The organism is Actinospica robiniae DSM 44927, assembly GCF_000504285.1.
Classification (GTDB): domain Bacteria; phylum Actinomycetota; class Actinomycetes; order Streptomycetales; family Catenulisporaceae; genus Actinospica; species Actinospica robiniae.
Map to the genome: position 1 here is coordinate 9,079,717 of NZ_KI632511.1, position 13,460 is coordinate 9,093,176.

The following is a 13,460-nucleotide window of genomic DNA, read 5'->3' on the forward strand; positions in this document are numbered from 1 at the left end:
CCATTCCGGTCGTTCTCTCAAAATCGATCGCCTCTAGCCGCCAACTCCCGCAGCGAAGCCGGCGGCCGGAAGCGCTCGCCATAGGTGTCGGCCAGGAAATCCGCCCGCTCCACGAAAGCCGCCGGCCCGACCGAGTTGACGAACTGCAGCGTCCCGCCAGTCCAAGGCGCAAATCCGATCCCGAAGATCGAACCCAGATTCGCGTCGGCGACAGCCCGCAGGACACCCTCGTCCATGACCCGTACGGTCTCCAGCGCCTGGATGTAGAGCAGCCGATCCCGCACCTCCTGCTCGGCCGCGTCGTGCTTCGCGCCGACCGATCCGTGCACGCTCGTGTTCTCGCTGTCCCGCCCCCACTTCTCCGCGAGCCCGCGCCACAGCCGCTTCCCGCCGTCAGATGAGTAGTCGTAGAACCCTGCTCCCGCGGTTTTACCCGTGCGTCCAAGCGCGACCATCACTTCGAGCACGCCGTAAGCCGGGTGACCATCAGTAAGCTGCGACGCCTCGCCGTCCCGCAGCGCCTGTTCCCGCACCTTCAACGGCAGCGTCAACGTCACCTCGTCGCACACCTCCAGAGGCCCCAGCGCCATCCCCGCCTTGCGCGCCACGTTCTCCACCAGCGCTGCGGGCAGCCCCTCGGCCAGCATCGCAATGCCCTCAGTCAGGTACGTCCCGAAGACCCGCGAGGTGAAGAAGCCGCGGCTGTCGTTCACCACGATCGGAGTCTTCTTGATCTGCAAGACGAAGTCGAACGCGCGCGCAAGCGTCTCGTCCGACGTCTCGGTGCCACGGATGATCTCCACCAACCGCATGCGATGCACCGGCGAGAAGAAGTGCAGCCCGATGAACCGATCCGGCGCGGCCACAGCCTCGGCGAGGCCGCTGATCGGCAGCGTCGAGGTGTTCGAAGCCAGGACCGCCGGCGCGACTGTCGCCGCGGCAGCGAGCACTGCGTTCTTCACGGATCTGTCCTCGAATACGGCTTCGATGACCAGATCGCACGTCGCCAGCGCGCCATACGAGTCGACCGGCGTGATGCGGCCGAGCAGAGCGTCGCGCGCCGCCGCGTCGAGCCGGCCCTTGGCCACGTCGCGTTCGACGCGCTCGGCGATGGAAGCCTTGCCGCGAGCGGCCGCGTCCAGATCGACGTCCTTGAGTACGACGTCGATCCCCGCCAGCGCACTCACGTGCGCGATGCCGGCACCCATCATCCCCGCGCCCAGCACACCCACCCGCCGAACAGGCACACGCGCAAACCCCTGCGGCCGCGACCCGCCCGCGTTGATCTCGTTGAGCTGAAACCAGAAAGCCGAGATCATGTTCTTGGAGACCTGGCCCAAGACGAGCTCGGTCAGGTAGCGCCCCTCAACCGCCAGCGCGGTGTCGAAGTCCAGCAGCGCCCCCTCGACCGCGCACGCCATCGCCGCGTCCACGGCCGGATAACACCCGTGCGTGCGCTGATAAGAAACCGCAGGCGCCGCGCTGAGCAGGCCATAGCTCGAAGGATCGAGCGGCTGAAGATCCGGTACCCGGTGACCCGGCCGATCCCACGGCTGCACAGCCGAAGGATGGGCGAGCACCCAAGCGTGCGCGCGCTCCACGGCGTCCGCCGGCGACGAAGCGAGCTCGTCGACCCACCCCGCCGCCAACGCGGCCGCAGGCCGAAGCTGCCGCCCCTCGGTGATCAGCCCCAGCGCCGCCTGAACCCCCATCATCCGCACCGACCGCGTCACCCCGCCCCCGCCCGGAAGCAGCCCCAGCGTGGTCTCCGGCAGCCCGATCCGCACCGAAGGATCGTCCCAACAGACGCGATGGTGACAAGCCAGCGCAAGCTCGAGCCCGCCCCCCAGCGCGCTCCCGTTCACCGCCGCCGCAACCGGCACGCCCAGCCGCTCCAGCCGCCGCATCTGGTCCTTGACATCGGTGGCCACCGAGACGAACTCGTCGAGCAGAGCGGGCGTCACGCGAATGAGCTCATTGAGATCCGCCCCGGCGAAGAAGCTCTTCTTCGCGGACGTGATGACGATCCCTGAGAGGGAGCCGTCAGCCCGAGAAGCCTCGAGCCGCGCAACGATCGCGCCCATCGCGGCCCGATAAGTCGCATTCATGACGTTCGCCGAGCCCGGCAGATCGAGCGTCAGCGTGACGACCCCGTCGTCATCCTCGCGCCACCGGATGTATTCGGGGCCTGAGGAACCGCCGCCCGCAGCCGCATCGCGCCCGCCACCCTGCCCGTCAGCCACCTGGCTCATACCTCGCTCACTCCGTCATCGTCCGTCGATCTGTCGGTCCGTCCCGGCTCCGGCTGCCCCCGCCCTACGCGCCGTCCTCCGCGTCCACCCTCTCCGTCTCCGGCTCCGTGTCCGACTCTGTCTCCGTTTCCACCTCCGCGCCGCACCCTTGCGCCCCTTCCGCCTCGCCTACACACGTTCAACCACCGTGGCGACCGCCATCCCCGCGCCCACGCAGAGCGTCACCACTCCTCGCCTCAGGCCGCGTATCTCGAGGTCATCGATCAACGTGCCGAGGAGCATGCACCCCGTTGCGCCGAGCGGATGCCCCAGAGCGATGGCGCCCCCCGACACGTTCACCCGTTCGGTCGACACCCCCAACTCCCGCTGGAATCGCAGCACCACAGACGCGAAGGCCTCGTTCACCTCGAACAAGTCGATGTCGTCAAGGCTCAGGCCCGCCCGATCCAGCGCCTTGCGCGTCGCGGGCGCGGGGCCGCCGAGCATGAGCGTCGGCTCGACCCCGATCGTCGCGGTGGAGAGCACGCGCGCCCGCGGCGTCAGCCCCTGGGCCCGCCCCGCCCGCTCGTTGCCGACCAGCACCGCCGCCGCGCCATCCACGATCTGGGACGAGTTGCCCGCTGTGTGGACGTGCGCGATCCGCTCGACGTGCGGATACCGGTCGATCGCGACGGCGTCGAAGCCGAGATCACCGTAGAACTCGAACGCCGGCTTGAGCGCCGCGAGCCCGTCGACCGTGGTCTGCGGCCGAACCGCCTCGTCGTGGTCCAGAAGTAACTGCCCGTTCTGGTCTGTCACGGCAACGAGAGACCGGCCGAACCGTCCCTGCTTCTGTGCCTCCGCCGCGCGAGCGTGGGAAGCGGCGGCCAGCGCGTCGAGCTCCGCGCGGGTAAACCCATCGAGCGTCGCGAGCAGGTCCGCGCTGACGCCCTGCGGTACGAACCCCAACTTGCGGTTGGTCGCCGGATCGGTGATCCACGCGCCCCCGTCCGACCCCATCGGCACCCGAGACATCGACTCGACGCCGCCCGCAACCACCAGGTCCTCGAACCCTGAAGCGACCTTCGCCGCGGCGAGATTCACCGCCTCCAGCCCCGACCCGCAGAACCGGTTGACCTGAAGCCCGCTCACCCGGTCCGCCCAGTCGGCGACGAGCACCGAAGAGCGGGCCAAGTCCGCCCCCTGTTCGCCGACAGCCGAGACGACCCCGAAGACGACGTCGTCCACCGCCGAAGTGTCGAGCCGATTCCGCGCAGCCAGCGCCCGCAATACAGTCGCGCCCAGCTCGACCGGCTTCACCCCGTGCAGCGAGCCGTTCTTCCCTTTGCCGCGTGGCGTACGCACCGCGTCGAAGATGAGCGCGGAAGTGGACGTGAGGGTGGTCATGGCGGCACGCTAGCCCCGCCGCACCCAGCCGCCCATGACCCCCGCGCTCGTTACAGTTGACCGATCGGATTGCCCGAGTGAGTCAGGCAGTTCACGTAGACTGTTTTATCCACCCTGCCGAGAGGGGCGCGTCGTGCCAAAGACCAACGCCGAGAAGCTTGGAATCCGCCCGGCCTCCACGCTGGAGGTCGTGAACGCGCCCGACGGCCCCTCGCCCATCGGCGACCTGCCCGCCGACGTCGTCGTCACCGCCGCAGCCACTGCCGGAACCGCAATCGGAGCCGCAGCCGACGGCACCGCCGCCGTTGAAGCCTCAGCCACCGCGACTGCCGACGTCATCGTCTTATTCGCTGCCGACAGCGCGCAGCTTCGGAGGACCGCACCGGCGGTGCTGAGCCGGGCTGCTCAGGGCACGAAGGTGTGGATCGCCTACCGCAAGGGTGGCGCGAGCGACCTAGTCCGCGACTCGCTCATGCCGGCCTTCACCGATCTCGGCTGGCACGGCGTCAGCTTGATCTCGCTCGACGGCACCTGGTCCGCAGCACGCTTCCGCCGCATCGAGGACATCGGACGCTGACCAGCCGGTGCGTCACGTCCCCCATCCGGCGAGAGTCTCCGGCTCGGCTCGGCTCGGCCCGGCCCGTCTCGGCTCGGCTCGGCTAGCCGCCACCTGGCTGGTATGCGCGGGGCGTCGAGCCCGTCCACCGCTTGAACGCGCGGTGGAAGGCGCTGGGCTCGGAGAAGCCCAACTGCGCGGAGATCTGCTCGATCGGCGTCCGTCCGTCGGCGAGGGCGGCGATAGCGTGGTCACGGCGCATCTGGTCCCGCAACTGCTGGAATCCCGTGCCCTCGGCCGCCAGGTGGCGTCGCAACGTCTGCGGGCTGACGGAGAGACGCTCGGCGACCTCGCCCTCGGTAAGCATGCAGCCGCCCGGCAGCGATTGGCCGAGCAGCCTGCGCACACGCGTCGCGCTGGTGCTTCCGTAGTCGATCCGCGCCAGCACATCCTCCGGAGCGCGGCGGAGGAACGCGGCGATGCCCGCCTCGTCCTGGAGCACAGGCTCGTCGAGCAGCGCACGGTCGAACACGGCTGCGGTGACGGGCGCATCGAACCGGCACGGCACGCCGAAGAGTAGGTCGTACTCAAGCGCGTGGGACGGCGCGGGGTAAGCGAGTTCGACGCGCAACAGCGGTATCCGACGCCGAATCAGCCAGCCCGAGAACCGATGGGCGACAACCAGCAGCGTTTCGGCGCGGAAGCGATCCGGATCCTCGTCCGGCGTCAGGTCGAACTCGATCCGCGCTTCGCCGACGTGCCCCTTCTGGCTGCTGGCCGCGCCGTCGTTGCTTGCGACCGCATTCGGCGTGGTGGGCTCGCCGTCGACGTTCCCGCGAGTGAGGACCGGGCCGCCGGCAGCGACCTCGACTTCGACCAGGCGGAAACGTGGACCCGAGGGGAACAGCGCGTAGAACTCGGCGGCCCGGCGCAATGCCATCCGCAAGTCGCGGCTGCAATGTACCGTGGCGTGGCACATCATCGCGAAGGTGCCGATGCGACACGACCCGGGCCCAGAGCCGATGAACTCGTCGTCCAGCGCGAGCCATAGCTCTTTGATCAGCTGAGCGAAGCGGTCAGTCGATACCCGCGCCTGCTCCACTTGGAGCAGCGGGGCCGATATCCCCGCTCGATCCAGCAGCATCTCCACATCGAGCCCCGACCGCTCAGCGCCGCGGAGCGCCGCGCGGACGTGGTGCATCGCCACGGTACGTGTCAGCATCCGGGCCTCGAGCGCGATCCGACTCGCGCCGATGCTCGGCTCACGGGCACGGCGCCGGCCGACGTGCGACGCGCGCCGAATGGTCAACGCACATGAGCGTTTCGGTCATAAGAGCCGATGATATGCCGCGCCTACGCTTCGCTGTATGACGCCGCACAGGACGGGCCCGCTCGTCGGCCTTCGTGTCATTGAACTCGCCAGCCTCGCCCCTGCTCCGTTCGCTTGCACGGTGATGGCGGACCTCGGCGCCGACGTTCTGCGCATCGATCGGCCCGATATCGTTCCAGCGCGGCTCAAAGCAGACTCGGTTGGTGTCCCCGCCCCCGCCCCCCTCCCCACCCCCACCTCCCCGCCGGTTTTCGCGTCGGACGCGGCGGAGAACCGCGTCGCCCCGCCGCATATCGGCAGCGCTCCACCCGCCGCGCCGGCGCGGAAGATCGGCGCAGTTCCGCCTGATGCGCCGCTGTCGGAGACCGGCGGCGTTCCGCCTGATGCGCCGCTGTCGGAGACCGGCGGCGTTCCGCCTGGTACGCCGCTGTCGGAGACCGGCGGCGTTCCGCCTGGTACGCCGCTGTCGGAGACCGGCGGCGTTCCGCCCGGTGTGCCGCCGCCGGATCCGCTCGGCCGCGGTCGCCAGAGCGTCGCGATCGATCTGCGCCATCCGCGAGGAGTCGAGACCCTGTTGCGTCTCATCGAGCATGCTGACGTGCTCGTCGAGGGCTTCCGCCCGGGCGTCTGCGAGCGGCTGGGGATCGGCCCAGAGGAATGTGCGGCGCGTAACCCGCGTCTGATCTACGCCAGGCTGACCGGTTACGGACAGGACGGTCCGCTGTCCGCCCGGGCCGGTCACGACATCAACTACCTCTCGCTCGCCGGTGCCCTCGAGCCGCTCGGCCCGTCTGACGGCCCTCCGCTACCGCCGTTGAACTACGTCGCGGACTTCGGCGGCGGCGGCATGTTGCTCGTCGTCGGTGTCCTTGCCGCGGTGTTCGAACGAGAACAATCGGGGCGCGGCCAGGTCGTCGATGCTTCGATGGTCGAGGGATCGGCCTTGATCACCGCCCTCCTGCATGGCCTGCGAGCCAGCGGCCTCTGGGAGACGCAGCGGGGGACGAATCTGTTCGATGGATCAGCTCCTTTCTATGCGACGTACGAGTGTGCGGACGGTCGCTTCGTGGCCGTCGGTGCGCTGGAGCCGCAGTTCTGGGCGCAGTTGCTCTCGGGACTCGGGCTGGCCGACTCGACCGACCTTCCGGCTCAGCATGAGCGCGCCCGATGGCCAGAACTTAGAGCTCGGATCGCCGAGGTCTTCCGTACCCGCACCCGGGACGAGTGGGCGGACTCGTTCGCCGATACCGACGCGTGCGTGTCTCCGGTGCTGAGCCCGTTCGAGGCGCACAGCCATGCGCACAACGTTGCCCGCGGAACGTTCACGGAGGTGGCCGGCCTCGTGCAGCCTGCGCCGGCGCCACGCTTCTCCCGAACGCCCGGAGCAGTCGCCTCGCCCGCACCGCACCCTGGCGAGCATGCCGCGGCGCTCGCGCAGTGGGGGATCCCGGAGGAGGAGATTCGCGCACTGCAGGCGGAGGGCGTGGTGGCAACGTGATGGGCGAGCGCGGAGCGGTCGGATCCGCATGGCTTGAAGGCGGTGCGCTGCTCGACTGAGTTGATAGTTGAGTGGGCGGCGTCGCCATACGGGAGAACGCGCGACGGGCGGAGCGCATGAGGTTGCGGCAGAGGGCGGCGAGTTGGATGCAGAGGCACACGCCCGCTTGTCTGAGCTGCGAACGCGAGGTGGTCAGCTTGAACAGAACTGGCTGAGGCGCGGCCCAGAACAGGGGCCAGAGCGTAGTGCTGATCTTCATTCACAGCATCCGAGGCCGTCCGAGATGAGCGGCAGCGCAGCCGCGAAGTGCACGCCGGGCTCGGGCGGGACCGGCCCGCCGTCGGGGCCGGTGCACACGAGCGCGAACAGTTGGCCCTCGCTCAGCGGCTTCGGAGTGAAGCCGCCGAGCTTCCATCCCCGCAACGTCGACTCCTCGCGCCTCGCTTCCGGTGTGCCAGGCGACGGGCGCGGCGTGCGCCTCCGCGGGAAGAACGACGGGTGCAACCGAGAGCGGAGAAGCAGGTGGCCGGGGCGCTCCGCCAGGCTCGCGATCGACAGGAAGATCACCACGAGCTGTTCGCCGCCGTCATCGGGGAATGCCATGATGTGGCCGCACTTGGTGTACGGCAGCGTGTAGTCGAGACGGGCGCCGACGAGTTCCACGACGACGTTCAGCTCGTGCTGACCGTCTCCGGCCTGCTCGACCAGCGCCATGAAGGCGTGCGCGCCCTGCGACATCGCCCGGCGCACGGCTTCGTCCGGATCTCGGTGCAGCGACGCGGCGTCGGCGAGCGCGGGCATCGCAATCATCTGCAACGCCTCGGCCCGGACGTGTGCGCGCAGCCGCGCCAGTACCACCTCGATCGGCTCGCCCTGCCAGGGCTCGGACAACGGACCTAGTTCCGCGACGTACTGCTCGTACTCCCGCAACGCTCGCGGGCTGTCGCGGGGCAGTCCGGCCGCGTCCGCTCGGCTCTCGAACTGGTCCGGCATGAGCTGGCCGACGATGACGTGACGGCCGGTGCGCGCGACCGCCTTGATCCGCCGCTCCACATCGGCGAGGTAGGCCGCGTAGTCCGGGAAATCAAACAGGTGATTGATCTCGGCCATCGCCCGCCACTCCGGCTCCTCGGCCAGCAGTGCGATCCCGACCACCTGGTCGGAGCGCAGCACGGGCCACGCCCGCCGCCCCGCCGCGCGCCGCGCACCGGCGACGCCGCTGCGGCCGACCTTGTCCTGCTTCCTGTTGGTCGCCTTGCCATTCCTACGACTCATGATCCCCACCCTTGGCCTGAACCCCCGCTTGGTCAGCGACCTGCTGTCAAGCGCTTACAGATCAAGCGTGCGGCTTGATCGGGGACTGTGGAGGATCAGCGGGGCACATTCATCCGGTCGGCAGGGTGGGCATATAGGCGTACTGGAGCGTGGACTGTAGCTCGGATGGGCGAGTAAAGGCTCTGCGGGCGAGCGAATAGGGCGGGGATTGGGTGCGAGCGCGCCGGATCGACGAAGGAAGATCGATGAAGGGTGGGCGGAGATGGGCGGAGATGGGCAGAGTGATGGGCGAATGGAGGCAAGCAGGGAGGCAAGAAGGGAGGCAAGCAGAGGGCGGAGATGGAGGTGAAGCGACGGTGCGGGTAGGCGCATCACTTATGTGGATGGCGAGCCAGGGCGTGGTGGGGCGGGGCATGGCCGGGCAGCGAAGGGCGCGGTAGGACAGGGCAGTCAGCGGAGGGCGGCGCAGAAGCAGCTCGATCAGACTCGGGTGAGAGGAACCGAGCGGAGGTGGGAAGTGGGGCAAGCTGAGATGCCGGGACGCGGCGAGGCGACTTGCCTTGCCCGCACGGGCGTTTGGTCGGGTCCGTCCTTGCGAGGGGCCGTATACGCCGCTCTGCTTGGGGATCGGGTCCGTGGCGCAGGCTCGCCGGCTGCTTCGGTGGCCTGGGTGACGTGCAGGTGCGGGCAAGGGGTTGAGTCGTGGGGTCAACAGGTTGCATCGCGGCGTTGGGTCGCAGCGTCGCGTTGCGTTGTGTGACAGGGTCACGGGGTTGCGGGCTGACCGGGCTCAGCAGGGTGCGTGCCGGGGCGCCGCGGGCGCGGGAGTGGGTGGGTACTCCGGGCCCACGGCGCGGCCGGCCGGGGCGCGCCGCGCGCGGCTAGTCGGTGTTCGGCCAGGTGATGCCGGGCATCGGGAGGGTGGCGGTGTTCTCGTACTGGTTGGGGGCGGGCTCTGCGGAGCTGGCGGCCGCGGCGCCTTCGCCGCCGAAGATGAGGGCGAGGATTCCGGCGATGAAGCCGAGGATGAAGCCTAGGGCCAGGCCCATGGGGACGCTGAGCTGGAAGGCTTGCGCCGCTTGGCCTTTGACGCCGGCGTAGGCGAGGGGGGTGCAGACGGCTGCGGCTATGCCGCCCGCCGTGGTGACCGCGCCCCAGGTCGCGAGGCCGACGGCGAGGCGACCGCCGCCGCGGGCGGTGAGGGCTACCAGGAACACCGAGCCGGCTACCAGGATCACATTGAACACCAGCGGGGCCAGCCAGTGGTCTGTGCTGTCCGCGCCGCTGGGGGCGCTGAAGCGCCAGCCGGTCAGCTGCAGCGGGCTGAAGAGCACGCTCACCCAGCCGCTCCAGCCGTCGCTGTTCGCGCGCGCGGTGCGCCAGCCGGCCAGCGCCTGGTTGCCCAGGGCCGCGGTGGCCAGGAGCGTGACCACCGCCGCGCTGCTCGCCGCGCCGACGCGGACGCGGACCACCGGAAATGTCGCCATGATCGACCGTTCCTTCCTTCTGCTCGTGCTCGAAATCCGCTACGTCCGGGGAGGCCGGCTCGAGTGATCCCGGTCGGGGCGTCGCGGGGCTCTCGGGCCGCTCGCGCCTCCGCCGCGCGGCCCGCTCTCCCCGTCCGTCCCGTCTCGTCGCCACCCGCCGTCGAATCCCGTCTCGGGCCCGTGCCCTGTTCTCAAGATCGCAGAACCCTGCTGCTAGCTTTAATCCTGGTGCGCGCCGTCCCGGTGCGCCGAACGGCAGAGGGGAAGCCGTCAGTGGCCGAGATATCGGAGACCCAGACTTCAGACACGCCCGGCGTCATGCCCGCACCCGTGGACGCTCAGGAACCGGATCCCCGACGCTGGTGGAGCCTGGTCCTGATCGGACTCAGCCAGCTGATGATCGTGCTCGACATCACCGTGGTCACCATCGCGCTGCCCTCCGCCCAGCGCGACCTGCACATCGCGCCGGCGGACAAGCAGTGGGTGATGACGGCCTACACCCTCGCGTTCGGCGGCCTGCTGCTGCTCGGCGGGAAGATCGTCGACTTCGTGGGGCGCAAGAACACGCTGGTGATCGGGCTCATCGGCTTCGCCGCGGCCTCGGCGCTGGGCGGGGCGGCGGTCAGCGGCGGGATGCTCTTCGGGGCCCGGGCGGTGCAGGGCGTCTTCGGCGCGATCCTGGCTCCGGCCGCGCTCTCCCTGCTCACCACGACCTTCACCGACCCGGACGAGCGGGCCAAGGCCTTCGGCGTCTTCGGCGCCATCGCGGGCGCCGGCAGCGCGATCGGGCTCATCCTCGGCGGCGTCATCACCAACTACCTGACCTGGCGTTGGACCATGTACGTCAACGTCATCATCGCGGTCGTCGCCGTCGTCGGCTCGATCCTGCTCGTCGTCGACCGGGCGCCGCGCCGCCGGGTGGAGATCGACTACGCCGGCACGGTGCTCGGCTGCGGCGGCCTGCTGGCGCTGGTCTACGGCTTCACCAAGGCCGCGAGCGACGGGTGGTCCGACAGCACGACGCTGATCCTGTTCGCGATCGCCGTCGTCGCCCTGGTCGGCTTCGGCATCGTGCGGGGCCGGGCCCGCACGCCGCTGCTCCCGCCGCGGATCGTGGTCGAGCGCAACCGGGGCGGCAGCTTCGCGCTCATGGCGCTGGCCGCGCTCTCGATGTTCGGGGTCTTCCTCTTCCTGACCTACTACCTGCAGGGCGTGAAGGGCTACTCCGCGCTGCGCACCGGATTCGCCTTCCTGCCGATGAGCGTGACGCTGATCTTCACCTCCGTCGGCATCGCGGCGCGGCTGCTGACCCGGCTCGCGCCGAGGCTGCTGCTGGTCCCGGGCATGCTGCTGGCCGCGGGCGGCATGGTCTGGATGACGCAGATCTCTGTCGGCGGGTCGTACGCCACCGAGGTGCTGCCCGCCGAGATCCTGCTCGGCCTCGGGTTCGGGCTCACCTTCATGCCGGTCTTCGCGGTCGCCACGTCCGGTGTCGCGCCGCAGGACGCCGGTGTCACCTCGGCCACACTCAACACGGCGCAGCAGGTGGGCGGTTCGATCGGCACGGCGCTGCTGAACACGATCGCGGTCTCGGCGACCACCACGTACGTCGCCTCGCACCACCTGCCGCCGGCCGCGGCCGCGGTCAACCTGACGGCGCAGGTGCACGGCTACACGATGGCCACCTGGGCGGCGGCCGGCTTCCTGGTGCTCGCGGGCATCGTCGGCGGGCTGCTGATCAACGCCGGGCCGATGTCGCAGGAGACGATCCAGGCGAGCATGGGCGGCGGGGCCTGACCGGGAGCGCGCACCGCACGGGCTAAGCTGGGCCGGGTCCGCCGCGAGGCGGGCCCGGCCCATGTCCGGTATCAGAGCCGTTCCGCCTTCGAGGAGCCCCCGCATGTCCCAGGTCCGCGCCGTCGCCGCCGCCCATGTCCACGCCCCGGCCGGGCAGGTGGCCGCCGCGCTCGCGGATTACGCGACAGTGCGGCCGAAGATCCTGCCGTCGCAGTACTCGGACTACGCCCTGCGCAACGGCGGCAACGGCGCCGGCACCGTGGTCGCGTGGAAGCTGGCGGCCACCGAGAAGCGGGTGCGCGACTGCCTGATCACGGTCACCGCGCCGGACGACGGGGTGCTGGTGGAGACCGACGCGAACTCCTCGATGGTCACCACGTACACGGTCACCGGCTCCGAGGACGGACACGCCGGGGTCGTGATCGAGACGGTGTGGAACGGGGCCGGCGGCATCGGCGGGTTCTTCGAGCGCACCTTCGCGCCCAAGGCGCTGGTGAAGATCTACGACGAGCTGCTGGCGAACCTCGCCGCGCACTGCGAGACGGACTGACCCGGACTCGGGCCCGGTATCCTGGGCGGTCATGACCGCCGCCACGCCCACGCCTCCGCCTTCCGCCGACTCGGCGGTGCCCACCCGGCCGTGCCTGCACTGCGGTCGGCCGGTGCCGCAGCGGATCGGGGCGGGGCGCCCGTTCCAGTACTGCCGGGACAACGACGACGCCTGTCTCAAGGCGGCGCGCAACTCCCGTTCGCGTGAGCGCAACGCGCCGGGTCTGCCGGGCCAGCTCGCTCAGGCCTGGGAACTGGTGGACCGGCTGGAGCAGTCGGCGGCGCTGCTCGCGGGTTCCCTCAACGGCGAGCTCTCGGCGGCCGGGGTGGAGTCGAAGATCGCTGCCGTACGCGCGGAAGCGGCCGCGCACTCGGCCGCGTCCGCAGCGGAGGCCCGGGACGCGCAGGCCGCCGCCGAAGCCGCCCGTGCCGAGACGCAGACCTCTGTCGCACACGCCGAGCAGGAGCGGGCGCGGCGTGAGGAGGCAGAGCAGGAGGCTCGCGAGGCGCAGGCGGTTGCGGCTCAGGCCCTTGACGACGCGGCTCAGGCGGCGGCACGCGAGGCAGCAGCCGTACAGGCGAGGACTGAGGCGCAGCAGGAGGCTCGCGAGCGGTCAGCCGAGGCGCGCCAGGCAACGCAGGCCGCGCGCGACGCCGACGCGGCCAGGGACGCGGCTCTTGCCCGCGCGCTCGCCGCTCAGGGCGACGCGGAGCAGGCTCGGGATCAGACGGTTCGCGAGGCAGCAGCGCGGGAACGTGCCGAGGCCGCGGCACATCAGGCCGCTGCGGAACGCTCCGAGGCGCTGGTGGCGGCAGAGCGCACGCGGGCGGCGGCGGAGGCGCAGCGCGAACGTGCCGAGGCCGAGACAGGTCGGGCTCAGGCGGCGAACGAGCGTGCCGACGCCTTGGCCCGCGACCTTGAGGCGGCCCGCCAGGCGACCACCGAGGCACACGCCGACGCCCGGCACGCGGTTCAGGCGCGGGAGAACGCGGCCGCGCAGCTGACGGCCGCTCAGGAGGAGCTGGCCCGCATGAGGACGCAGCTCGAGGCCGAGCGGGCTCGGGCCGACGAGCTGACGGCGCGTCTGCTGGATCTGAGCGTCCGGCTGGCCCAGGTGCCGGCGCAGTCGCACGAGCCGCAACAGCCGGTCGGCGTAGTGATGGACAGCGCCCCGGCGGACGGCGAAGAGGCCGGGAAATGAGGAAACCCGCGCCGGGCAGTGCGCGGGTTTCCGGGTGATGTGGTGCGGCCTTCGCTTGGGGGAGCGCGTTGTCACCACGGTCCGGCGGCCGCGGGTGCGGCCTCCGTGGTTCTATGACACCCTTTCGG

General features: G+C 70.5%; 10 protein-coding genes. 5 read left to right on the top strand and 5 right to left on the bottom strand.

Going from position 1 to position 13,460, the window contains the following annotated elements; genetic code table 11:
• Positions 1-17 precede the first annotated feature (17 nt).
• Positions 18-2,252 carry a 3-hydroxyacyl-CoA dehydrogenase NAD-binding domain-containing protein gene (locus ACTRO_RS39060; RefSeq protein ID WP_084316871.1) on the bottom strand — a complete coding sequence of 745 codons (2,235 nt, stop codon included), beginning with the start codon at positions 2,250-2,252 and terminating at the stop codon, positions 18-20.
• A 168-nt stretch (positions 2,253-2,420) separates the two neighbouring features.
• A complete protein-coding gene (locus ACTRO_RS39065) occupies positions 2,421-3,638 on the bottom strand; it encodes an acetyl-CoA C-acetyltransferase (RefSeq protein WP_034271423.1) in 1,218 nt (405 codons plus the stop codon).
• 133 nt (positions 3,639-3,771) lie between these two features.
• Here ACTRO_RS39065 and ACTRO_RS39070 point away from each other — a divergent pair, with 133 nt between their 5' ends.
• On the top strand, positions 3,772-4,215 hold the full coding sequence (locus tag ACTRO_RS39070) for a hypothetical protein (protein ID WP_034271426.1): 444 nt from the start codon (positions 3,772-3,774) through the stop codon (positions 4,213-4,215).
• Between the two features lie 82 nt (positions 4,216-4,297).
• Here the strand turns inward: ACTRO_RS39070 and ACTRO_RS39075 are convergent, their stop codons facing one another.
• Entirely contained in the window at positions 4,298-5,503 is a 1,206-nt protein-coding gene (locus ACTRO_RS39075; protein ID WP_211244564.1) for an AraC family transcriptional regulator, read from the bottom strand.
• A gap of 58 nt (positions 5,504-5,561) precedes the next feature.
• Between ACTRO_RS39075 and ACTRO_RS39080 the strand changes: the two genes are divergently transcribed.
• Positions 5,562-7,022, top strand: coding sequence for a CaiB/BaiF CoA transferase family protein (locus ACTRO_RS39080; protein ID WP_084316872.1), 1,461 nt, complete (start codon positions 5,562-5,564; stop codon positions 7,020-7,022).
• Between the two features lie 255 nt (positions 7,023-7,277).
• Here the strand turns inward: ACTRO_RS39080 and ACTRO_RS39085 are convergent, their stop codons facing one another.
• Positions 7,278-8,297, bottom strand: coding sequence for a hypothetical protein (locus ACTRO_RS39085; RefSeq protein WP_034271429.1), 1,020 nt, complete (start codon positions 8,295-8,297; stop codon positions 7,278-7,280).
• Positions 8,298-9,178: 881 nt separating this feature from the next.
• Entirely contained in the window at positions 9,179-9,784 is a 606-nt protein-coding gene (locus ACTRO_RS39090; protein ID WP_157436693.1) for a hypothetical protein, read from the bottom strand.
• Positions 9,785-10,102: 318 nt separating this feature from the next.
• Here ACTRO_RS39090 and ACTRO_RS39095 point away from each other — a divergent pair, with 318 nt between their 5' ends.
• From ACTRO_RS39095 to ACTRO_RS39105, 3 genes are all read left to right on the top strand, one after another.
• On the top strand, positions 10,103-11,581 hold the full coding sequence (locus ACTRO_RS39095) for an MFS transporter (RefSeq protein ID WP_084317249.1): 1,479 nt from the start codon (positions 10,103-10,105) through the stop codon (positions 11,579-11,581).
• A 103-nt stretch (positions 11,582-11,684) separates the two neighbouring features.
• Entirely contained in the window at positions 11,685-12,131 is a 447-nt protein-coding gene (locus ACTRO_RS39100) for an SRPBCC family protein (RefSeq protein WP_034271434.1), read from the top strand.
• A gap of 31 nt (positions 12,132-12,162) precedes the next feature.
• Positions 12,163-13,332, top strand: a complete 1,170-nt coding sequence (locus ACTRO_RS39105) for a coiled-coil domain-containing protein (RefSeq protein ID WP_157436694.1) — start codon at positions 12,163-12,165, stop codon at positions 13,330-13,332.
• The last annotated feature ends 128 nt before the right edge of the window (positions 13,333-13,460 follow it).

Excerpts from the sequence above, each read along its gene's own strand:
- ACTRO_RS39060 (WP_084316871.1), bottom strand. The coding sequence starts at position 2,252 with ATGAGCCAGGTGGCTGACGGGCAGGGTGGCGGGCGCGATGCGGCTGCG.
- ACTRO_RS39065 (WP_034271423.1), bottom strand. The coding sequence starts at position 3,638 with ATGACCACCCTCACGTCCACTTCCGCGCTCATCTTCGACGCGGTGCGT.
- ACTRO_RS39080 (WP_084316872.1), top strand. The coding sequence starts at position 5,562 with ATGACGCCGCACAGGACGGGCCCGCTCGTCGGCCTTCGTGTCATTGAA.
- ACTRO_RS39085 (WP_034271429.1), bottom strand. The coding sequence starts at position 8,297 with ATGAGTCGTAGGAATGGCAAGGCGACCAACAGGAAGCAGGACAAGGTC.
- ACTRO_RS39090 (WP_157436693.1), bottom strand. The coding sequence starts at position 9,784 with ATGGCGACATTTCCGGTGGTCCGCGTCCGCGTCGGCGCGGCGAGCAGC.
- ACTRO_RS39095 (WP_084317249.1), top strand. The coding sequence starts at position 10,103 with ATGCCCGCACCCGTGGACGCTCAGGAACCGGATCCCCGACGCTGGTGG.
- ACTRO_RS39100 (WP_034271434.1), top strand. The coding sequence starts at position 11,685 with ATGTCCCAGGTCCGCGCCGTCGCCGCCGCCCATGTCCACGCCCCGGCC.
- ACTRO_RS39105 (WP_157436694.1), top strand. The coding sequence starts at position 12,163 with ATGACCGCCGCCACGCCCACGCCTCCGCCTTCCGCCGACTCGGCGGTG.